The organism is Pseudomonas sp. PK-RTE-24, assembly GCF_054052265.1.
The window spans coordinates 4,279,714-4,299,734 of record NZ_CM133224.1; the positions used below are offsets into that span (position 1 = coordinate 4,279,714).

Consider the following 20,021-nt stretch of genomic DNA (forward strand, 5'->3'; position numbering starts at 1 on the left):
AAGGCTTCCCATGAGCGTAGATGCGCAAGATGTAGTACTCGTCGTCGAAGACGAACCGGTTATCTTGATGGTCCTGACGGATTACCTGTCGGGGCAGGGCTATCGCGTGTTGCAAGCGGAAAATGGCGAGCAGGCTTTCGAGATCCTCGCCAGCAAACCTCATCTCGACATACTGATTACCGATTTCCGCCTGCCGGGCGGGATCTCCGGCGTGCAGATTGCCGATCCGGCGGTGAAATTGCGACCGGACCTCAAAGTGATTTTCATCAGCGGCTATCCGCAGGAAATCCGTGAGACCGGCAGCCCGATTACCAACAGCGCACCGATTCTGGAAAAACCGTTTGATCTGGATGTGTTGCAGGAAAAGATTCAGGAATTGCTGGCCTGATATGTAGGAGCTGCCGTCGGCAGCTCCTATCGATTCAGCTATTGATCATCTCCCGCACCTTGGCGGTGAGCAGATCAAAGGTGAATGGCTTGGTGATCATCTGCATTCCCGAGTCGAGGAAGCCACCGCGCACCGCCGCGTGCTCGGCATAACCGGTGATGAACAACACTTTCAGACCTGGGCGATATTGCCGACCAACCTCCGCCAGTTGACGACCGTTCATCCCCGGCAGACCAACGTCACTGATGAGCAAATCAATACGTTGCGTCGAATTTAGAATCGGCATGGCGCCGTCGGCATCACCGGCCTCGACGAACGCATAACCCAACTCACTGAGCACGGCGCTGACCAATACGCGCACCGCAGGGTCGTCTTCAACGATGAGTACGGTTTCGCCATCCATCGCATACGGAGCCTGCTGCGAATCCGAGACGGGAATTTCTACTTCCTCACCCCGGAAACGCGGCAGATAGAGTTTTACCGTGGTGCCTTCATCGATTTCACTGTCGATCGACACATGCCCGCGCGACTGCTTGCTGAAGCCATAGATCATCGACAGCCCGAGGCCGGTGCCCTGGCCGATCGGCTTGGTGGTAAAAAACGGATCGAACGCACGGCTGACCACACTCTGCGGCATGCCGCTACCGTTGTCAGTGACGCTGAGCATCACGTAATCGCCCGGCTCCAGATTGCTGTAAGCGGCGGTGAAGTCGCTATGCAGGACCTGATTGCTGGTTTCCACCACCAGTTTGCCGCCCTCGGGCATCGCATCGCGGGCATTGATGACCAGGTTGAGCAGGGCGCTCTCGAGTTGATTGGGATCGGCCTCGGCAACCCAGAGGTTGTCGTCCAGGCGCATTTCCAGATGAATGCTTTCATTGAGGCTGCGTTGCAGCAGCTCGCCCATCGACAGCACCAGCGTGTTCATCTGCACGGCTTTCGGGTCGAGGGATTGCCGGCGCGAGAACGCCAACAAGCGGTGAGTCAGGCCGGCGGCGCGGTTGGCGGAGGTCACGCCTAGATCGATCAGGCTGTCGAGGTCTTCCGTGCGGCCTCGGGCCAGACGTCGACGCAGCAATTCAAGACTGCCGATGATGCCAGTGAGCATGTTGTTGAAGTCGTGAGCGATGCCGCCAGTGAGTTGGCCGACCGCTTCCATTTTCTGCGATTGGCGCAGGGCTTCTTCGTTGTGGCGGAGTTGTGCGGTGCGCTCTTCGACTTGCTGCTCGAGGGTCTCCAGAGTCGATTGCAGGCGTCGTTCGCTTTCACTCAGGTCGATCAGCCGATCGCGCGCTTCATATTGTCGTCGTCGCCCACGGAGCGCGGCGGAGACCAGGCTGACCAGCGTCGCGGGATGGAAGGGGCGCTCGAGAAACGTCACGTTGCCCAGCAGGGTGCTGAGGCGCGACGGAGGGCCTTGTTCATCGCCGCCATGATGAGTCAGCAGGACAATTGGCATGTCCGACCACGCGGGCTGCTGGTCAAGGTAGGCGATTAGCCCTTCCAGTTCAGGTCCGCGCAGCGCTTCAGCAGCAATCACCAGCAGTCCGGCACCGACCTCCAGCTCGGTGCACAGAGCGCCGAGATTCGGCGCCACCATGCCGCCGTAGCCGGCTTCGTTGAGGATCATCAAAGCGATCTGGCTGTCGCGACCCATGGGCGCCAGCACCAGCACTCGCTCGGCCAACGGCGTGTTGACCGTCACAAGCTTTCATCCTCAAGCAATGGATTGCTCGCTCCCATGTAGGTCGGCACGCCACGCAGCACGCCCTGGAAGGATTCCAGCGGTTGGCCGATGGTCATGCCATGCGAGGAGATCCGGTATTCACGGATGGTCGACTCGTGGTTGCCGGTACGTTTCTTGATAATCGAGATCGCCCGGCGGACTTTGCCGAGGGCTTCGAAGTAGCGCAACAGAATCACCGTGTCGGCCAGGTAAGTGATATCGACCGGCGCCTGCATATCGCCCACCAGGCCGTGCTGGGCGACCGTCATGAAAGTCGCCGCGCCTTTGCGGTTCAGGTACAGCAACAGCTCGTGCATGTGCAGCACCAGCGCGTTTTCTTCCGGCATCGCCGCTTGATAGCCGTTGATGCTGTCGATTACCACGGTTTTGATACCCAGCTCATCGACGCAACGCCGCACGCGATGGGACAACTCACCGGGAGACAATTCGGCGGCGTCTACTTGTTCGATCAGCAGATTACCGGTGGCCTGCAAGGCTTTGAGGTCGATACCGAGATGACGCATGCGTTCGAACAGCAGGCCCAGCTCTTCATCGAAAATGAACAGCGCGGCTTTTTCGCCTCGAGCCACCGCTGCGGCGGCGAAGATCATTGAGATCAGCGATTTACCGGTACCGGCCGGGCCGAGAATCAGCGTGCTTGAGCCGGTCTCGATGCCGCCGCCGAGCAGGGCGTCCATTTGCGGGATGCCGCTGGACAGCTGCAGACGTGGGTAGTCACCGCGATGTTCCGCCGCTACCAAGCGTGGAAAAACATGGACGCCGTCGCCCATGATGGTGAAGTCGTGGAAACCGCCACGGTATTTCTGCCCGCGATACTTGACCACTCGAACGCGCCGACGCTCAGCGCCGTAGCTCGGTGTCAGCTCTTCAAGACGAATCACGCCGTGGGCGACACTGTGCACGGTCTTGTCGAGGGACTCGGTGGTCAGGTCGTCGAGCAGCAGGACGGTGGCGTCGTAGCGCACGAAGTAATGCTTGATCGCCAGAATCTGCCGACGATAGCGCAACGAGCTCTGCGCCAGCAGACGGATCTCCGAGAGACTGTCGAGCACAACGCGAGTCGGCTTGAAACGTTCGACCACTTCGAAAATCTGCCTGGTCGCCTCACCCAGTTCAAGGTCCGAGGAATACAGCAGACTTTGCTGGTGTTCGGCATTGAGCAGGCTTTCGGGCGGTGTCAGCTCGAAGATCTTGATGTTTTCGTTCAGCTCCCAACCGTGGGAGAGCGCACCTTGACGCAGTTCTTTCTCGGTTTCCGAGAGAGTGATGTACAGGCAGCGTTCCCCGGCCAGCGCACCGGCGCGCAGGAAATGCAACGCCACGGTGGTTTTGCCGGTCCCGGGTTCCCCCTCGAGCAAAAACACATGGCCGCGAGACAAGCCACCGGCAAGGATGTCATCCAGACCTACAATGCCGACGGCGGCCTTTGCACTGATCAACTCGTTTGATGTAGTCAAAAAACGCCCTCTTATGACTAGGGTAATCCGGCGGCTGGCTAGAGTGAGCCGCCTGAGTAACTTGACCTCACGGCGTGTTCACGGTTCCGCTTTTTCTTGGACGGGCGGCCAATTGAGTCCGCCCTGACTGGATTAAAGACCTTGTTGCAAGGCCGGGTCGTCCGGATTCAGCTGCTCCAGTTGCGCCAACAGGATCTGCACATTCTGCAGTTGGCCGCTTTCCTTCCAGTAGTTGATCAGCAACACCCGCGCCTTGCGGTCGGCGGGATGGCGCTGGACGATTTCCTGCAGCTGTTTTTGCGCCGCTTCCAGTTCTTCCGCGCTGTGCAGAGTAGTGGCGAGGTCGTAGCGATAATCCTTGTTGTCCGGCTCCAGCTCGACCGCTTTGGACAGCCCGAGCAGTGCGTATTCGCGCTGGCCGTGGTGCAGCAGCCACAGGCCGAGGGCATGTTGCAGATAGGCCGAATCTGGTTGCGCCTTCAGCTGGCGGGCAAGCAACTGGCGAGCGGCATCGCTCTGGCCCTGGCGGTCAAGCACATCGATCTGCATGACCAGCGCCGCCAGGTTGCCCGGTTCCAGACGCAAGGTATTGTCCAACGCCTGTTGGGCCTGTTTGTATTCGGCGTTGTGGATATAAAGACGGGCCAGTTGCGCATAGTTGGCGGCGCTTTCCGGCTGGCTTTCCAGTGTCTGCTGCCAGCCATCAATAGCCTGCTGCAGCGGTGCGAAGTACAAACCCAATTCATCCGGGCTCAGGCCGAGCAGGGCATTGATCGCGGCGAACCGCACGGTTTGTTCTGCGTCGTCGAGCAACGGTCCGAGCAGCAGACTGCGTTGCCCACCGGGCACCAGACCGACGATGCTTTTGATCGCGGCGACGCGCACTTGCGGCGCTTCGTGATGCAGGTCGATGTCAGCCAGTTTCAAGGCCTGCGGGCTGGGGTAGTTGGGCAGCTCGCCGTGCAGCCAGACCCGGCGTTTGACCGAGATGTCCGGGCGGCCCAATTGCTGGTACAACTGGCGCGCCGCTCCGGGTTCACCAGTGCGCGCGGCGTTCAGCGCTTCGCTGTAGCCATGTTTGATAGCATCGGGGATGGTCGGTGTGCTGCTGCGCCATGACAGCCAGACGACGCCGAGGATCAGTACGAGGCCTAGGCCGATCAGCAGGTTGCGGCGGGACTGAGTCATGCGGGGTTTCCGAAAGCTTCGAACTTGAGCAGAGCGGCAAGCTTCGTTCAGCTTGGCGCGTGAGTCAAACCGTTGCCAGCGAATCGTCCTACAACACGTGTCGACTGTGAAATCCGTCAGGCTTTTGCTGGAATGTCTACGCTTGCAGAAGTCGTTTTAAAGAGAGTGCCCATGTCTGCGCTGTACACCTATTTCAAGGCTTTGATCCATCCCGGTCAGGCTGTTCTGCTGTTTGCCCTGCGGACCATCGCCGCCGGGCTGTTGACGCTTTATCTGGCGTTCATTTTCGATCTCGAACAACCGAAGTGGTCGATCATGGCTGTGGTGATTGTCAGTCAGCCATTGGCAGGGATGGCACTGGCGCGCAGTTTCGGCCAGGTGATCGGCACCACCGTGGGTGCCGCGGTGGCGGTGCTGATCATGGCGATTTTTCCTCAGGCGCCGCTGCCGTTCATCACGACATTGGCGTTGTGGCTGGCGCTGTGCACAGCGGGCGGCACCTTGCTGCGCTACACCAGTTCCCAGGCGTTCGTGCTCAGTGGCTACACCGCGGTGGTGGTGGCCTTGCTGGCGATCCCGGACCAGGAAGGGACGTTTTTGCTAGCGGTCACCCGCGTCACCGAAACCCTGCTGGCCGTTGCCTGCGTGTGCGTGGTGAGCCTGCTCACAGCCCGGCCTGAAGCAGTGGCCAAAGGTTATTTCGCCAAAATCGATCAGGTGATCAAACTGGCCGCCAGCCACGCCGCCGAAGTGCTTCGCACGGAAGAAAGCGAAGCCGATTTTCAGCGTCGGCAGATGCAACTGCTCGGCGAGATCAGCGCATTGGAGGGGTTGCGGCGCCATTTGTATTTCGATGCCCCACGTTTGCGCGATGCCGACAATCTGGTGTTGCTGCTCGGCAATCAACTGATGCTGCTGACGTCGCGACTGACCGCGCTACGGCATCAGCGCGAATTGCTCATCGAACGCTGGGAGGGCGATCTGCCGCTGGAGGTGCAGCAACTGCGGGCCGAGGAACTGACGTTGCTTGAGCAACTGGCGCAACAGGGTCGTGCGCTGTCTGGCGCGGACCGGCAACGTTTCGTCACCTTGCAGCAACAGTTCGAAGCGTTGGCGTACAAGGCCGAGCAGCAGACCGAGAACATGAGTGCGGCCCTGCGTTCACTGGCCTGGGCGCTGCGTTGGGAGCAGGCGCGCCTGCTGCAGCAACTGGAGCAGATTCTCGAACTGAGCGACGCCATTCAGGAAGGGCGCCCGGCCAGTTGCCTCTATCGCGGCCAGAGCAGTCCGTTGCATCTGGATTTCACCCTGGCCTCGATGAACGCCATTCGCGCCTTTACCGCGCTGTTGGTCAGCGGATTGATCTGGATCGAAACGGCGTGGGATGGCGCGCGCGGCGGAATGATTCTGGTGGGAATTCTCTGCTCGCTGATGGCGACTTTTCCGCGTCCGCTGATGGCTGCGCAAAGCTATGCGCGAGGCTTGGGTCTGGCGCTGGTAGTGTCGGCGTTCTATCAATTCATGCTGGTGCCCGCGATCAGTGATTTCGAGCTACTGGCCTTGCTGCTGGCGCCGCTGCTGTATGCCATTGCTGTGGGCATTTCCAGTCCGGCCACCGCCGGCATCGGCATGGGCCTGGGGCTGTCGAGTTTTCTCATGCTCGGGCCGCAAAACACCGGCACTGGGCAGAATACGGCGATCCAATGGTTCGAATTCGCCGGCGCCTACGTCAGTGCAGCGATGCTGGCCCTGATCGTTTATGCGCTGATCTTCCCGTTCCGCCCGGCCTTGCGCATCCGGCGCCTGTACGGCGAAGCGCGGGAGCAGGTGTACCAACTGAGCAAAATGCCGGCCACCGATGAACAACAATTCGCCTTCGAGAGTCGGATGACCGATCGCCTGACCAGCATGCTCGGCCTGCTGCCAGCGGCAAACGATCGCGCCATGCAACGCTTGTATGAAATCAGCCTGGCTTGCGTAGCCCTGGGCGTGGCCATGCATCAGCTGAGGCAGCAGGCGCAGAACAACGCGTTACTCACCGATGCGTTCAGCCAGCGCCTGGCATCGGCGTTACGCAAGACCGGTCGCCTGGTCGCCGGACGCGCGGATGTGCAGCTCCCGGCGCTGCTGGCGACGTTGCACCAACTCGGAGATGAGCTGGACGAGCTGCACGCCGCCAGTCATGAACATTTATGGTCGGTTTTTCGCATGCGTGTGGCGCTGCTGATTGTGGTGTCGTTCCTCGAGCGCCACGGCGAATATTTGCAACCTCAAGGTCTGGAAGGAGAACCGCAACTTGCCCATTGATTTCGAAATTGGCGGGGTTTATCTGCCGCCGATTGCCCAGGCTCTGTTACTGGCGATCCCGATTTTCATGTTGCTGGACTGGTGCTTGCGCCGCCTGGGCGTACTGCGCCTGGTCTGGCATGAAGCGCTGTTCGAAGGCGCCCTGTACGCCTGTGTCTGCGCCACGCTGATTCTGTTGATGGGAGCCTGATGTCTTGAAAGCACTAGTTGCACGAATGATGACCGTGGCAGTGGTGATCCTGGCGATCGTCCTCGGCTGGTTTGCCTGGGAGTATTACACCCGCGCGCCGTGGACACGGGATGCTCGGGTGAGGGCGGATGTGGTAACGCTGTCGGCGGATGTTTCGGGGCGTATCGTCAAACTGGCGGTGCAGGACAACCAGCATGTCGACAAGGGCCAGTTGTTGCTGGAGATCGATCCGGCGCGCTATCAACTGGCGGTCGAGCATGCCCGACGCTCGGTGGAGGTGTCCAAGGCCTCGCTGGGGCAATCGCAAGCGGCAATCGTCGCCAGTGAAGCGTTGCTCAAGCAACGTCAGAGCGAGGAGCGCCGGCGACGTACGCTGAAGCAAGGCTTCGCCATTTCCGGTGAGGAATGGGAGAAGGCCAGTACCGACGTGGCGGTTGCCCAGGCGGATCTGTTGCGCAATCAGGCCAACCTCGGCTTGGCCGAAGCCAATGTGCAACTGGCAATTGCCGCGCTGACCCAGGCTGAACTGGATTTGCAGCGCACCCGTGTCGAATCGCCGGTCAGCGGTTATGTCACCAACCTGCTTACCCGCCAGGGTGATTACGCACAGGCGGGCGGGGCACTGCTGGCGTTGGTCGACAGCGATTCGTTCTACGTCAGCGGCTATTTCGAAGAAACCAAGCTGCCGCGAATCGCGGAGGGTGATCGGGTACGCATTCAATTGATGAGTGGTGAGCGCTTCGGCGGCACAGTGGAAAGCATCGCCTTCGCCATCGCCGACCGCGAAAACGCGCCCGGCAGCCGATTGCTGGCAAACATCAACCCGAGTTACACCTGGGTGAAGCTCGCGCAACGGGTGCCGGTGCGCATTGGGATTGATGGTGACTTTGCCGGCAAGAATCGCCTGCGCGCCGGTACAACCGCCACCGTGACGGTACTGGAACCCTGATCCCCCTGTAGGAGCTGTCGAGTGCAACGAGGCTGCGATCTTTTGATCTTGGGACGCAGAGCGTCCCCGGCTACATTCCCATCAAGGATCGCAGCCTCGTTGCACTCGACAGCTCCTACACGGGATTGGTGATTCAGTGGCATAAAAAAAACCCGCGACCGAATGATACGCGGGGCAAAAAATTTGGTTGGTTGCGGCCAACCAAAGGAGCTCTTTAACAACCTTTACTTGCTGGCGACCGTCTCCGGTTGCCAGCCACCGCCGAGGGCCTTGTAGATCGCGACGATGCCGCGATACAGCTCGACTTCGGCCTGTGCCTGACTGTCTTCGGCGTTCAGGCGCTCACGTTGAGCGTCGAGCAGGACGAGGAAATCGGTGGTGCCTTCGCGGTAGCGGATTTCCGCCAGATCAGCGGCCTTGCGACTCGATTCGCTCTGACGGATCAGCGAGATCAAACGTTGCTGACGCTTGCCGTAATCGCTGAAGGCGTTTTCCGATTCTTCCAGAGCCAGCAGCACCTGTTGCTCGTAGTTGGCCAGCGCGCCTTCGGCGTCAGCATTGGCACCGCGCAAACGGGCGCGGACGCTGCCGAGGTCAAACGCAGCCCAGGTGATGCTCGGGCCGAGTGCCCAGGCGTTGGCTGCCGAGGAACCGATCTGCGAGCCACGTCCGGCGGTCCAGCCGAGGAAGCCGCTGAGGCTGACCCGTGGGAACAGGTCGGCTTTGGCCACGCCGATGCGCGCAGTGGCCGAAGCCAATTGCCGTTCGGCGCTGAGAATGTCCGGACGACGTTGCAGCAGTTCACCCGGATCACCGATCGGCAGCGCCTTGGCGATGGCCGGCAGATCTTTCGGGCTCAGGTCGACGGTCAGTTTGTCCGGGCGCTCACCGAGCAGGGTAGCGATACGGTTTTTCTGCCGAACCTGTTCCGCCTGCAACTGCGGCACCGTGGCTTCGACGTTGGCCAGACGCGCATCGGCGCGTTCGACATCGAGCTGATCACCGACACCGGCGTCACGCAGGCTGATGGTGATCTTGCGCGATTCCTGGTGGTTGTTGAGGTTGGCCACGGCGATTTTTTCCCGCAGCTGGGCGCCGCGCAGTTGACCGTAGGCGTCGACCAGTTCGGCAATCATGGTGACTTGCAGCTGGTAAAGATCGGCTTCGGCGGCCTGCTGGTCGGCGTCACTGGCTTCCAGATTGCGCTGGATGCGGCCGAACAGATCCAGCTCCCAGGCCATGTCCAGGCCGAGGTCATAGCGTTCGCTATTGACCCGGTCGGTGGTCTGGCCGGGAATCTGGCCCTTGCCCAAGTCGCTGCTGGCGCGGCTGGTGATGGTCGGCATCGCGTCATTGCTGGCGTCGTCGCGGATCGCCCGGGCGGCTTTCCAGCGGGCGAACGCCACGCGCAGTTCACGGTTGCCTTGCAGCGATTGCGTCACCAACTGGTTGAGTGTCGGATCATCGAATTGCTGCCACCAGATGCCTTCGAATTTCGAACGGTCGAAGTTCTTTTGCCCGGCGGCGCCGTCGGTGGCGGTCGTGATGTTGGCCGCCTCCGTAGCTGGGGTCTTGTAGTCGGGGCCGACGGCGCAGGCGCTGAGGGCCAGCACCAGCAGACTCGGCAGGAAGACTTTCAGACTCATTGTTGCGCCTCCAGTGGCTTTTGAAGAGTGTGCGCCTTGGCTGCTTTGCGCTGCTCGCCGCGTTCGACAAAGTTACGGATCAGTACATAGAACACTGGCGTCAGCAGCAGACCGAAGAAGGTCACCCCGAGCATCCCGGAGAACACCGCCACACCCATGGCGTGACGCATTTCGGCACCGGCGCCGCTGGAGAACACCAGTGGCACCACACCCATGATGAACGCGAAGGAGGTCATCAGGATCGGCCGCAGACGCAGGCGGCAGGCTTCCAGCACCGCAGCGAGCGGATCGAGGCCTTCTTCCTGTTTGTCCTTGGCGAACTCGACGATCAGAATCGCGTTTTTACAGGCAAGTCCCACCAGTACGATCAAGCCGATCTGGGTGAAGATGTTGTTGTCACCGCCGGAAATGATCACACCGGTGATGGCCGACAGCAGGGTCATCGGTACGATCAGGATCACCGCCAGTGGCAGGCTCCAGCTTTCGTATTGGGCGGCGAGCACCAGGAACGCCAGCAGTACGCAGAGCGGGAACACGAACAGCGCGGTGTTGCCGGACAGAATCTGCTGGTAGGTCAGGTCGGTCCACTCATAGGTCATGCCGTTCGGAAGTTCTTCCTTGAGCAGTTTCTCGATGGCTTTTTCCGCCTGGCCAGAGCTGTAGCCCGGGGCTGCGGCACCGTTGATTTCAGCGGTGATGAAGCCGTTGTAGTGCATCACCCGATCCGGTCCCGAGGTGTCGCTGACCTTGATGAAGGTCGCCAGCGGGATCATTTCGCCTTTGTTGTTGCGTACTTTCAGCTGACCGATCTGGTCGGATTCAAGGCGGAACTGTTGTTCGGCCTGAACGTTGACCTGGTAGGTGCGCCCGAAGCGGTTGAAGTCGTTGGCATACAGCGAACCCAAATAGATCTGCAGGGTGTCGAAGATATCGCTGACGGCCACGCCGTGGGTCTTGGCTTTTTCACGGTCGATGGCGGCATCGACCTGCGGCACGTTCACCGTGTAGCTGGTGAACAGACCGGCCAGTTCCGGCACGTTGTGGCTTTTGTTGATGATGTTCATGGTTTCTTTGTACAGCTCGTCGTAGCCCAGGTTGCCCCGGTCTTCGATTTGCAGGCGGAAACCACCAATGGTGCCCAGACCTTGTACCGGCGGTGGCGGGAAAATCGCCATGTAAGCTTCCTGAATGTTCGCGTACTGGCCGTTCAAGGCGCCGGCAATCGCGCCGGCGGACATGCTCGGGTCTTTACGCTCGTCGAACGGTTTCAGCGTCACGAAGACGATGCCGGCGTTCGGGCTGTTGGTGAAACCGTTGATCGACAGGCCCGGGAACGCTACGGCGCTTTCCACGCCCGGCTGTTTCAGCGCGAGGTCGGACATGCGCTTGATCACGTCTTCGGTGCGATCCAGGCTCGCGGCATCCGGCAATTGCGCGAAGGCCACCAGGTATTGCTTGTCCTGGCCGGGTACGAAACCGGTCGGCGTGCTGGAGAAACCGAAGAAGGTCAGTACCATCAGGCCTGCATACACGAGCAGGGCGATGCCGCTGCTACGGATAACCCGGCGCACGGTGCCGACGTAGCCATGACTGGCACGGTCGAAGAAACGGTTGAATGGACGGAACAGCCAGCCACCGAAGATCTTGTCGAGCACTTTCGAGAAGCGGTCTTTCGGCGCATCGTGGCTTTTCAGCAACACAGCAGCCAGCGCTGGCGACAGGGTCAGCGAGTTGAACGCCGAGATCACTGTCGAGATCGCGATGGTCAGTGCGAACTGTTTGTAGAACTGCCCGGTGAGGCCGGAAATGAACGCCGCTGGAATGAACACCGCACACAGCACCAGTGCGGTGGCCACGATCGGCCCGGTCACTTCCCGCATGGCGCGCTTGGTCGCTTCGACCGGCGTCAGGCCGAGTTCGATGTTCCGTTCGACGTTTTCCACCACGACGATGGCGTCATCCACCACGATACCGATGGCCAGTACCAGGCCGAACAGCGACAAGGCGTTGAGCGAGAAGCCGAACAGGTGCATGACCGCAAACGTACCGATCAACGATACCGGCACCGCCACCAACGGAATGATCGAGGCGCGCCAGGTCTGCAGGAACAGAATCACCACCAGCACCACGAGGATCAGCGCTTCGAACAGGGTGTGCACCACCGCCTCGATCGAGCCACGAACGAAGATCGTCGGGTCATACACGATGCTGTAGTCCATGCCCTGCGGGAAGCCTTTCTTCAGCTCTTCCATCTTGCCGCGCACTTCGTTGGAAATGTCGATGGCGTTGGAACCGGGACGCTGGAAGATCGGGATCGCCACCGCCGGCTGATTGTTCAGCAGCGAGCGTAAGGCGTATTGGCTGGAACCCAGTTCAATGCGTGCGATGTCCTTCAGGCGAGTGATCTCACCGTCGTCGCCTGCGCGAATGACGATGTTCTCGAACTCTTCTTCGGAAACCAGACGGCCTTGAGTGTTGACCGACAGCTGGAAACTTTGCGCGGTCGGGGCAGGGGGCGCGCCCAGTTGACCGGCGGCGACCTGACGGTTCTGCTCGCGAATCGCGGTCACCACATCGGTGGCGGTCAGATTGCGCGAAGCGGTCTTGTTCGGGTCAAGCCAGACACGCAGCGAGTAGTCGCCCATACCGAACAACTGCACGTCACCGACACCACCGAGGCGAGCAAGCTCATCCTTGATGTTGAGGATCGCGTAGTTGGACAGGTACAGCATGTCGTAGCGCTTGTCCGGTGAGGTCAAGTGCACAACCATGGTCAGGTCGGGCGATGCCTTGTCGACGGTGATACCGATGCGCGTTACTTCCTCGGGAAGCTTCGGCTCTGTCCGGGTCACCCGGTTCTGCACCTGCACCTGCGCGTTGTCCAGGTCAGTGCCCAGGGCAAAGGTGATGGTCAGGGTGATCTTGCCGTCGGCGGTCGACTGCGAGGACATGTACAGCATGTTCTCGACGCCGGTGATGGCCTGCTCCAGCGGAGCGGCCACGGTTTCACCGATGACTTTGGGGTTGGCGCCCGGGAAGTTGGCGCGCACGACCACGGTCGGCGGCACGACTTCCGGGTATTCGCTGATCGGCAACTGGAACAGCGAGATCGCACCGGCGATCAGGATCAACAGCGACAGCACCGCTGCGAAGATCGGCCGGGAAATGAAGAATTGGGAAAAATTCATCGGAGTTGTCGTCCCTTAACCGCGTGGGGTCGTAGCAGCCAGCTTCGCAGCCGAACCCGATGCATCCTTGGCAGGGGCAACTTTGGGCAGGTTGCTGGCTTCCAGCGCTTGACGTTGTTGAGCGAGGGCGGCGAGGGTCTGCTCGCTGGCCATCGGAATCACTTCAGGGGTGACCGGTGAGCCAGGACGAACCCGTTGCAGACCCTTGACGATGATGGTGTCGTCCTTGTTCAGACCGTTGCGGACGATGCGCAGGCCTTCGATTTTCGGACCGAGTTCAACGGCGCGGTAGGCGGTCTTGTTGTCGCCATCCATCACCAGCACGAACTTCTTGCCCAGGTCAGTGCCCACGGCTTCGTCGTTTATCAGCATGGCGTTGTAGGTGCCGCTGCCGACCAGCTTCAAGCGAGCGTAAAGGCCAGGGGTGTAGGTGCCGTCAGCGTTGTCGAAGACTGCGCGACCACGGATGGTGCCGGTTTTCGGATTGACCTGGTTGTCGACGAAGTTCATCTGGCCGAGGTGCGGGTTGCCGTCTTCGTTGGACAGGCCCATGTACACCGGCGTAGTGGCGCCACGCTGGCCGTTGCGGGCCAGTTGGGTGTATTTGAGGAATACGCGTTCGTCGGCGTCAAAATAGGCGTAGACCTTGTCGGTGGAGACGACGCTGGTCAGTGCGGTGGTGTCGGCGGTCACCAGGTTGCCGGCAGTGATTTCGGCGCGGCTGACGCGGCCGCTGATCGGTGCGGTCACGCGGGTGAAGCTCAGATTCAGTTTGGCCAGGTCCAGTTGTGCCTGCAGAGCACCGACGGCAGCGCGGGCCTCTTGGGCAGCGCTGGTGCGCGAGTCGGCCAGTTCAGCGGAAATGGCGTTGCTGGTACGCAGACGTTCACCGCGAGCGGCTTCGTTTTCGCTGCGAGTGGCGGTGGCGCGGGCTTGAGCAACCAGAGCTTCGAGGCGGCGTACCTCGGCCTGGAACGGACGCGGATCGATCTGGAACAGCAGGTCGCCTTTCTTGACCAGCGCGCCTTCGGTGAACGCGACCTGATCGATCTGGCCCGATACCCGTGGGCGGATTTCAACGGTTTCCGGCGCTTCGAGGCGCCCGGTAAATTCGTCCCACTCGTTGACCGGTTGTTCCAGCACCTTGGCTACGCTGACTTTGGCAGCGGGCGGGGCGCCAGCAGTCTCCGGAGTTTTGCCGCAGGCGCTCATCACCAGTACGGCCAGCATGGCCAACGGGAAGCGCAAATGTTTGAGTGATTGTTCCATGGATGCAATCCGCCGAAGTATTGAAGATGGGCGGATGATGCTCGGCGCGGGTGTGATGGCACGAATCGAATGAAGCAAAGGTAACTATCATTCGGAATGATATAAGCGCAGAGGCAGCCCTCTAGCATGCACCTTTCGTTAGGAGGCTAACAATCGGCCTGAAAGCAATTCTGTGTTGCTTGATCTGCAATGATTGCGACCGACGCTGCGCGCGGAGGATTATCCGGCGATTAAATACCTCGCTGTTACCAGCACCTCGCCCACTTGCCGGAGCAATACGCCAATATCGCGGAACGGGCAACCAAGGGAGTTTCGCTCTAACATGAGCGTAACCTCATGCTCTGACATTTACCGTCCCCGGATCATATTTATGCGCGACCTGCCCCCGACCGCGACCCTGCGGGCTTTCGAAGTGGCCACCCGGCACCCGACGTTCACCGCTGCCGCTCAAGAACTGCACGTGACCCAGAGCGCCGTCAGTCACCAGCTCCGGCACCTCGAAGAACTTTGGGGCTTGCAATTGTTCGAGCGCGGCAAGGCGTTACGCCTTACAACAGCGGGGGCGACGCTGGCGCCGATCGTGCGCGAGTTTTTCATCAGCCTTGAAGCAACGCTGGAGGATCTGCGCGAGCAAAAGGACAGGGTTCGCCTGACTGTCAGCACCACCTATTCGTTCGCGTTGAAGTGGCTGCTGCCACGCTTGCCGAACCTGTCACGCCAACACCCGGAGCTGTTGGTGTCGCTGGATACCACGGACAAGATCATCCACTTCGCCAATGGCGAAGCCGATGTCGCAATCCGCTTGGGCAAGGGCAATTACCCCGGTCTGTATTCAGAGTTCCTGTTCGGCGAACAGGTGTTTCCCGTGGCCAGCCCCGAACTGCTGCAGCGCGTCGGCAGGCCGGGCAGTCCCGCGGAGTTGCTGCAGATGCCGTTACTCATTCGCGACGGCGCCGAGTTGGCGCCGAAATGGGAGGTGTGGTTTCAGTCCGTCGGGCTGGAGTTTTTACCGCTGCGCGAAGGCGTCAGGTTTGGTGATACCAACATGACGGTGGAAGCTGCGTTGCTCGGCCAGGGCGTTGCATTGGTGCGCAGCGGCCATGTCGAAAACGAAATCGCCGATGGCCGTCTGGTGAGGCTGTTCGATGTGCCGTTCACTTCGCCGCTTGCTTATTATTTCGTCTGCCCCAAAGGCATCGAAGCCCAGCCGCACATCCTCAGATTTCGTCAATGGTTGCTCAGTGAAGCGTTGAAGGTGCAGAGCGCACAGCGCTGAAGTATGAGCAATTGCTCACGGTGTAATGAGGAGACTTCACTGTAAGGCCGATGTCAGAGATGTCTAGAATGCGGCATGCCAATCCATCTCGTACTCCTCGTTCTGTTCGCCGCGCTCCTGCACGCCAGCTGGAACGCGCTGCTGCGCGGTGGCGCCGATCGGCTCTGGTCGATGACGATGATGTGCGTGGCCATCGCCATCGTCTGCCTCATCGCCACCTTTTTCATGGCCGCGCCTGCACCTGAGAGCTGGGGGTATGCGCTGCTCTCGGCACTGCTGCATGTCGGCTACAACCTGTTTCTGGTGCGCAGCTATCGGGTCGGCGATCTAGGGCAGATCTATCCGATTTCCCGTGGGTCGTCGCCAGCGCTGATCACCCTCGGCGCCGCGCTGTTTGCCGGCGAAACCATAACCCCCGGCGAACTGCTCGGCATTGGTCTGGTGTCCGGGGGGATCATTTCGTTGGCGTTCCGAGGGCGCAGCCTGTCGGTGCCGAGCCTGCCGTATGCGCTGGGCACCGGTTGTTTCATCGCCGCCTACAGCGTCGTCGATGGCATTGGCGCCAGGCTGTCCGGTGCGCCGCTCGCGTACACGGTGTGGATGAGCGCCCTGTGGGGTGTGTTGATGCCATTGGTGTATATCGGCCTGCGCGACGCCCGCAGTCTGTTTTCCGTACGGCCCGGCATGCTCGCCGCTGTGGGCGGCGGACTGGTTTCCTTACTGGCTTACGCAATCGTTATCTACGCGATGAACGAAGCGCCACTGGGCGCGGTGTCGGCCCTGCGTGAAACCAGCGTGCTGTTCGCGGCATTGCTCGGCTATTTGTTCCTCGGTGAAAAGCTCACCGTCCGCAGGATGCTGGCATGCGTGGTCATCGCCAGCGGCGCCATCATCATCGGCTGACATAGGCCAACTGCTCAGGAGAACGTCGCATGGATAAAGTCTCGCAAGCACCGCTGATTCTGATCACCGGCGGCAGTCGCGGAGTCGGCGCCGCCACCGCCCGACTCGCCGCCGCGCAAGGCTATGACGTTGCCATCAGCTACGTTGCCAACGAGTCTGCCGCGATGGCGGTGGTGGCGGATATCGAAGCGTTGGGGCGAAAGGCGCTGGCGGTGCGTGCTGACAGCGCTGACCCTGAGCAGGTCGCTGAGCTGTTCTCGGCCATCGATCGTACATTCGGGCGTATCGACGTTCTGGTCAATAACGCTGGCGTGCTGGCGAAGCAGTCACGCATGGAGAACCTGAGCTTCGAACGCATGCAACGCATCTTCGCGGTCAATGCTCTGGGACCGATCCTGTGCGCGCAGCAAGCGGTGAAGCGCATGGCTTATCGGCACGGCGGCACAGGTGGCGCAGTGATCAACGTTTCTTCTGCCTCGGCGCGCCTGGGCAGCCCGAATGAATACGTCGACTACGCAGCATCGAAAGGCGCGCTGGAAACTTTCACCATCGGCTTTGCCAAGGAAGTCGCGCGCGAGGGGATTCGGGTCAACTGCATTCGCCCGGGGCACATCTATACCGACATGCACGCCAGCGGCGGCGAACCGGGGCGGGTGGATCGCGTGAAGGAGTCGATCCCGATGGGCCGGGGCGGTCAGCCGGAAGAGGTGGCGCGGGCCATCTTGTGGCTGGCCAGCGCGGAGGCTTCGTTTGTCACCGGGACTTTTCTGGATGTGACGGGTGGCAAGTAGTTCCTAAAGACTATCCGGATCTCCAAAAAACATCTGAATCCGCGACCTCAACCACCGCTCTCCCGGGTCGTTATCCTGCGACCCACGCCATGCCATGTGCAATTCAAAGGTCCGCGTCGGCAGCGGTGGATCTTCAGCACGAAGCCCTCCAGCTGCCGTCAGTGCCTCAGCCGTGTAATCCGGCACGGTCGCGACGATATCGGTGCCTGCCAGCAGCGTGCCCAATCCGTTGAACTGCGGTACCGCCAGCACTACGTGCCGTTTGCGTCCGAGTTTTTCCAGTTCTTCATCGACAAAACCACTGAGGTCGCCAGCGAACGACACCAGTGCATGCGGTCGGGCGCAGTAGTCGTCCAGGCTCAGCGGCCCCGGCACGGTGTCGGCGCGCAGCAGCTTCGGTGCGCTGCGGCGCAGGACCTTGCGCTTGGCGTTGGCCGGTAGGTCGGTGGTGTAGCTGACGCCGATCGAAATCTCGCCGGAGGCCAGCAGGCCCGGCATCAGGATGTAATTGACCCGCCGTACCACGAGGACAATGCCCGGTGCTTCGGCGCGCAGACGCTTGAGCAGCATGGGCAGCAGCGCGAATTCGACGTCGTCGGACAAACCGATGCGAAACACCGAGGTGCTGGTCGCCGGATCAAAATCGGCGGCACGACTGACGGCGGTCGAGATCGAATCAAGGGCAGGCGAGAGCAGGGCGAAGATTTCCACCGCGCGCGCGGAAGGTTCCATGCTGCGACCAGTGCGGACAAACAAGGGATCGTCAAACAGGCTGCGCAGGCGCGACAGCGCCGCACTGATAGCCGGTTGGCCGAGGAACAATTTTTCCGCGGCCCGAGTCACACTGCGTTCGTGCATCAATGTTTCGAACACGATCAGCAGGTTCAGGTCGACACGACGCAGGTCATTACGATTCATCTGGAGTCCTGGCAGAGTCATCAAACTTGACGAGGGCGGCCATATGAGAACAATGGCCGGCATGAATCTTACGGGGAAAGGCTGGTACTCTGCACCGGAAAATTCAGCTTTACTGCGACGGTGGCAGGCCTTTTTTCATGGATTTTGCCAATGCCGCCCTTGATGCGGAATCAATGACAGGCATGTCGACTATTAATAGCCACTGATGGTCTTGGGTCCAAAGCCCAGATAGAGTTCATGGCATTAGAGGTTACTTTGACGAGGTTTGCGATGTCCCGCACGATCCGTTTTCACAAGTTTGGTCCGGCCGAGGTGCTCAAATGCGAAGAGCATGCGGCTGCTCAGCCAGGTCCTGGCGAAGTGCAGGTGCGTGTCGAGGCAATCGGCATCAGTTGGTACGACACCCTGTGGCGCCAGAATCTGGCGTCGTCCCAGGCACGTCTGCCTTCGGGCCTCGGTCATGAAATGGCTGGCGTGGTCACTGCGGTGGGCGCTGATGTTGACGACCTGTCCGTCGGCGACAAAGTGGCCAGTTTTCCGGCGGAAAGCCCGAACGACTATCCGGTTTACGGCGAGTCGATCGTCCTGCCGCGCACCGCGCTGACCCGTTATCCCGATGTGCTCAGCCCGATCGAAGCGAGCGTGCATTACACGCCGCTGCTGATCGCCTACTTCGCTTATGCCGATCTGGCGCGGGTCAAACCCGGTCAATTTGCGCTGGTGACTGACGCCAGCCACTGCGCCGGCCCGTCGTTTGTGCAATTGGGCAAGGCGCTGGGTGTGCGAGTGATCGCCGCGACCAAATCGGCGGAGGAGCGGGAGTACCTGCTGTCCCTCGGTGCGGAGAAGGTCATCGTCACCGAAGAGGAAGATCTGTTGATGCGTATCAACAAGATCACCGACAACCGCGGCGTCGATGTGGTGTTCGATGGTCTTGGCGGCCCGCAGATGTCGTTGCTCGGCGATGTGCTGGCGCCACGCGGCAGTCTGGTGCTGTACGGGCTGCAAGGTGGTAACCAGACCCCGTTCCCGGCGTGTGCAGCGTTCCAGAAAAACATTCAGTTCTTTGTGCACTGCATCGGCAACTTCACCGGCAAGCCGGAGCTGGGCATTGTCCAGGACCACGTCGCTCTGCAGCGTGCTTTGCGTGACATCAACCAGTTGACCGCTGACCGCGTGCTTTTGCCGCTCAAGACTCGTGTATTCCCGTTCAACGAGTTCGTCGAAGCACATCGCTACATGGACGAATGCCCATGCCGCGAGCGAGTGGCCCTGCAAGTGGAAACCGCGTAAATCCGCTCATCAGAGTCCGTGGCCGCCACGGACTCTTTTCTGTTTATACCCTCGCTGTCAGTAAACCCTCCCCAATATCGAAGCATTGGCCTTTTCAGCAACTGAACTGGTTTTTGCCGTTCATCTGTATCTTCTAATCACACTATAAGCACTGATAATTGAATGATTACTTTCATCTCAAGGAATGAGCTATGGCTGTGCATTCAATTTGTCCGAGGCAATATCAAATGGCTGGCTCAGCTGGCTTCGTCAATTTCTGTTTAATTGCTGTAGGGCGATTCGGAAGTTGCTTCTCTTTTTCTTGTAATGATTTGGCGTGGGACGTTGTGGGAAGTTTCCTCAGAACATTGTTGAGTGGCGAAAGGCCAATGAATACGGGTGGTTGAGCGTCAAGCCTGGCATCTGGAAGGCTTTGTTCAGGTGAAGTGTTTCAAATAACTACAACTTTGTAAGTGTTAGCATTTCAGCGTCTATTACTTATTGATCCAATTGCCGCGCGCCTACTGTCATG

General features: G+C 60.2%; 15 protein-coding genes. 8 read left to right on the plus strand and 7 right to left on the minus strand.

Going from position 1 to position 20,021, the window contains the following annotated elements; genetic code table 11:
• The first annotated feature begins 10 nt into the window (after nucleotides 1-10).
• Nucleotides 11-388: a response regulator gene (locus tag ACV8MC_RS19275; protein ID WP_056789776.1), complete on the plus strand. Its 378-nt coding sequence runs from the start codon at nucleotides 11-13 to the stop codon at nucleotides 386-388.
• Nucleotides 389-422: 34 nt separating this feature from the next.
• Here the strand turns inward: ACV8MC_RS19275 and ACV8MC_RS19280 are convergent, their stop codons facing one another.
• The 3 genes from ACV8MC_RS19280 to ACV8MC_RS19290 form a co-directional block, all read right to left on the minus strand.
• Nucleotides 423-2,093 (minus strand): ATP-binding protein, encoded by a 1,671-nt coding sequence (locus ACV8MC_RS19280; protein ID WP_457263027.1) that lies wholly within the window; start codon nucleotides 2,091-2,093, stop codon nucleotides 423-425.
• Nucleotides 2,090-3,592 (minus strand): ATPase domain-containing protein, encoded by a 1,503-nt coding sequence (locus ACV8MC_RS19285; protein WP_056789781.1) that lies wholly within the window; start codon nucleotides 3,590-3,592, stop codon nucleotides 2,090-2,092. The genes ACV8MC_RS19280 and ACV8MC_RS19285 overlap by 4 nt, the downstream gene beginning before the upstream one ends.
• A gap of 132 nt (nucleotides 3,593-3,724) precedes the next feature.
• The gene (locus ACV8MC_RS19290; protein ID WP_252882100.1) at nucleotides 3,725-4,780 is read right to left on the minus strand and encodes a tetratricopeptide repeat protein; all 1,056 of its coding nucleotides are present in this window, start codon (nucleotides 4,778-4,780) and stop codon (nucleotides 3,725-3,727) included.
• A 171-nt stretch (nucleotides 4,781-4,951) separates the two neighbouring features.
• Here ACV8MC_RS19290 and ACV8MC_RS19295 point away from each other — a divergent pair, with 171 nt between their 5' ends.
• The 3 genes from ACV8MC_RS19295 to ACV8MC_RS19305 are packed head-to-tail and all read left to right on the plus strand — an operon-like array spanning nucleotide 4,952 to nucleotide 8,226.
• Nucleotides 4,952-7,087, plus strand: coding sequence for an FUSC family protein (locus ACV8MC_RS19295; protein ID WP_457263029.1), 2,136 nt, complete (start codon nucleotides 4,952-4,954; stop codon nucleotides 7,085-7,087).
• Nucleotides 7,077-7,277, plus strand: coding sequence for a DUF1656 domain-containing protein (locus ACV8MC_RS19300; RefSeq protein ID WP_016774855.1), 201 nt, complete (start codon nucleotides 7,077-7,079; stop codon nucleotides 7,275-7,277). Before ACV8MC_RS19295 ends, ACV8MC_RS19300 begins: the two co-directional genes overlap by 11 nt.
• 25 nt (nucleotides 7,278-7,302) lie before the next feature.
• On the plus strand, nucleotides 7,303-8,226 hold the full coding sequence (locus ACV8MC_RS19305) for a biotin/lipoyl-binding protein (RefSeq protein ID WP_435406089.1): 924 nt from the start codon (nucleotides 7,303-7,305) through the stop codon (nucleotides 8,224-8,226).
• A gap of 224 nt (nucleotides 8,227-8,450) precedes the next feature.
• Here ACV8MC_RS19305 and ACV8MC_RS19310 read toward each other — a convergent pair whose 3' ends face one another.
• Genes ACV8MC_RS19310 through mexE form a run of 3 tightly spaced genes read right to left on the minus strand, consistent with a single transcriptional unit; the run spans nucleotide 8,451 to nucleotide 14,329 of the window.
• Nucleotides 8,451-9,872, minus strand: a complete 1,422-nt coding sequence (locus ACV8MC_RS19310) for an efflux transporter outer membrane subunit (protein WP_457263031.1) — start codon at nucleotides 9,870-9,872, stop codon at nucleotides 8,451-8,453.
• Complete coding sequence (locus ACV8MC_RS19315) at nucleotides 9,869-13,060, minus strand: efflux RND transporter permease subunit (protein ID WP_041480270.1); 3,192 nt, start codon at nucleotides 13,058-13,060, stop codon at nucleotides 9,869-9,871. Before ACV8MC_RS19315 ends, ACV8MC_RS19310 begins: the two co-directional genes overlap by 4 nt.
• Nucleotides 13,061-13,075: 15 nt before the next feature.
• Nucleotides 13,076-14,329 carry a multidrug efflux RND transporter periplasmic adaptor subunit MexE gene (gene mexE / locus ACV8MC_RS19320; RefSeq protein ID WP_457263033.1) on the minus strand — a complete coding sequence of 418 codons (1,254 nt, stop codon included), beginning with the start codon at nucleotides 14,327-14,329 and terminating at the stop codon, nucleotides 13,076-13,078.
• 370 nt (nucleotides 14,330-14,699) lie between these two features.
• Between mexE and gcvA the strand changes: the two genes are divergently transcribed.
• The 3 genes from gcvA to ACV8MC_RS19335 all read left to right on the plus strand — a co-directional run bounded on the left by gcvA (nucleotide 14,700) and on the right by ACV8MC_RS19335 (nucleotide 17,299).
• A complete protein-coding gene (gene gcvA, locus ACV8MC_RS19325) occupies nucleotides 14,700-15,605 on the plus strand; it encodes a transcriptional regulator GcvA (RefSeq protein WP_252878262.1) in 906 nt (301 codons plus the stop codon).
• Nucleotides 15,606-15,680: 75 nt separating this feature from the next.
• Nucleotides 15,681-16,508, plus strand: a complete 828-nt coding sequence (locus ACV8MC_RS19330; RefSeq protein ID WP_041480272.1) for a DMT family transporter — start codon at nucleotides 15,681-15,683, stop codon at nucleotides 16,506-16,508.
• A 29-nt stretch (nucleotides 16,509-16,537) separates the two neighbouring features.
• Entirely contained in the window at nucleotides 16,538-17,299 is a 762-nt protein-coding gene (locus ACV8MC_RS19335) for an SDR family oxidoreductase (RefSeq protein WP_258706753.1), read from the plus strand.
• A 3-nt stretch (nucleotides 17,300-17,302) separates the two neighbouring features.
• Here the strand turns inward: ACV8MC_RS19335 and ACV8MC_RS19340 are convergent, their stop codons facing one another.
• Entirely contained in the window at nucleotides 17,303-18,217 is a 915-nt protein-coding gene (locus ACV8MC_RS19340) for a LysR family transcriptional regulator (RefSeq protein ID WP_016774850.1), read from the minus strand.
• A gap of 270 nt (nucleotides 18,218-18,487) precedes the next feature.
• Here ACV8MC_RS19340 and ACV8MC_RS19345 point away from each other — a divergent pair, with 270 nt between their 5' ends.
• Entirely contained in the window at nucleotides 18,488-19,510 is a 1,023-nt protein-coding gene (locus tag ACV8MC_RS19345) for a zinc-dependent alcohol dehydrogenase family protein (RefSeq protein ID WP_041480274.1), read from the plus strand.
• Nucleotides 19,511-20,021 lie beyond the last annotated feature (511 nt).

Coding starts and splice junctions, on each gene's coding strand:
- ACV8MC_RS19295 (WP_457263029.1), top strand. CDS start 4,952: ATGTCTGCGCTGTACACCTATTTCAAGGCTTTGATCCATCCCGGTCAG.
- ACV8MC_RS19345 (WP_041480274.1), top strand. CDS start 18,488: ATGTCCCGCACGATCCGTTTTCACAAGTTTGGTCCGGCCGAGGTGCTC.
- ACV8MC_RS19335 (WP_258706753.1), top strand. CDS start 16,538: ATGGATAAAGTCTCGCAAGCACCGCTGATTCTGATCACCGGCGGCAGT.
- ACV8MC_RS19305 (WP_435406089.1), top strand. CDS start 7,303: ATGATGACCGTGGCAGTGGTGATCCTGGCGATCGTCCTCGGCTGGTTT.
- ACV8MC_RS19290 (WP_252882100.1), bottom strand. CDS start 4,780: ATGACTCAGTCCCGCCGCAACCTGCTGATCGGCCTAGGCCTCGTACTG.
- mexE (WP_457263033.1), bottom strand. CDS start 14,329: ATGGAACAATCACTCAAACATTTGCGCTTCCCGTTGGCCATGCTGGCC.
- gcvA (WP_252878262.1), top strand. CDS start 14,700: ATGCGCGACCTGCCCCCGACCGCGACCCTGCGGGCTTTCGAAGTGGCC.
- ACV8MC_RS19275 (WP_056789776.1), top strand. CDS start 11: ATGAGCGTAGATGCGCAAGATGTAGTACTCGTCGTCGAAGACGAACCG.
- ACV8MC_RS19315 (WP_041480270.1), bottom strand. CDS start 13,060: ATGAATTTTTCCCAATTCTTCATTTCCCGGCCGATCTTCGCAGCGGTG.
- ACV8MC_RS19340 (WP_016774850.1), bottom strand. CDS start 18,217: ATGAATCGTAATGACCTGCGTCGTGTCGACCTGAACCTGCTGATCGTG.
- ACV8MC_RS19330 (WP_041480272.1), top strand. CDS start 15,681: ATGCCAATCCATCTCGTACTCCTCGTTCTGTTCGCCGCGCTCCTGCAC.
- ACV8MC_RS19310 (WP_457263031.1), bottom strand. CDS start 9,872: ATGAGTCTGAAAGTCTTCCTGCCGAGTCTGCTGGTGCTGGCCCTCAGC.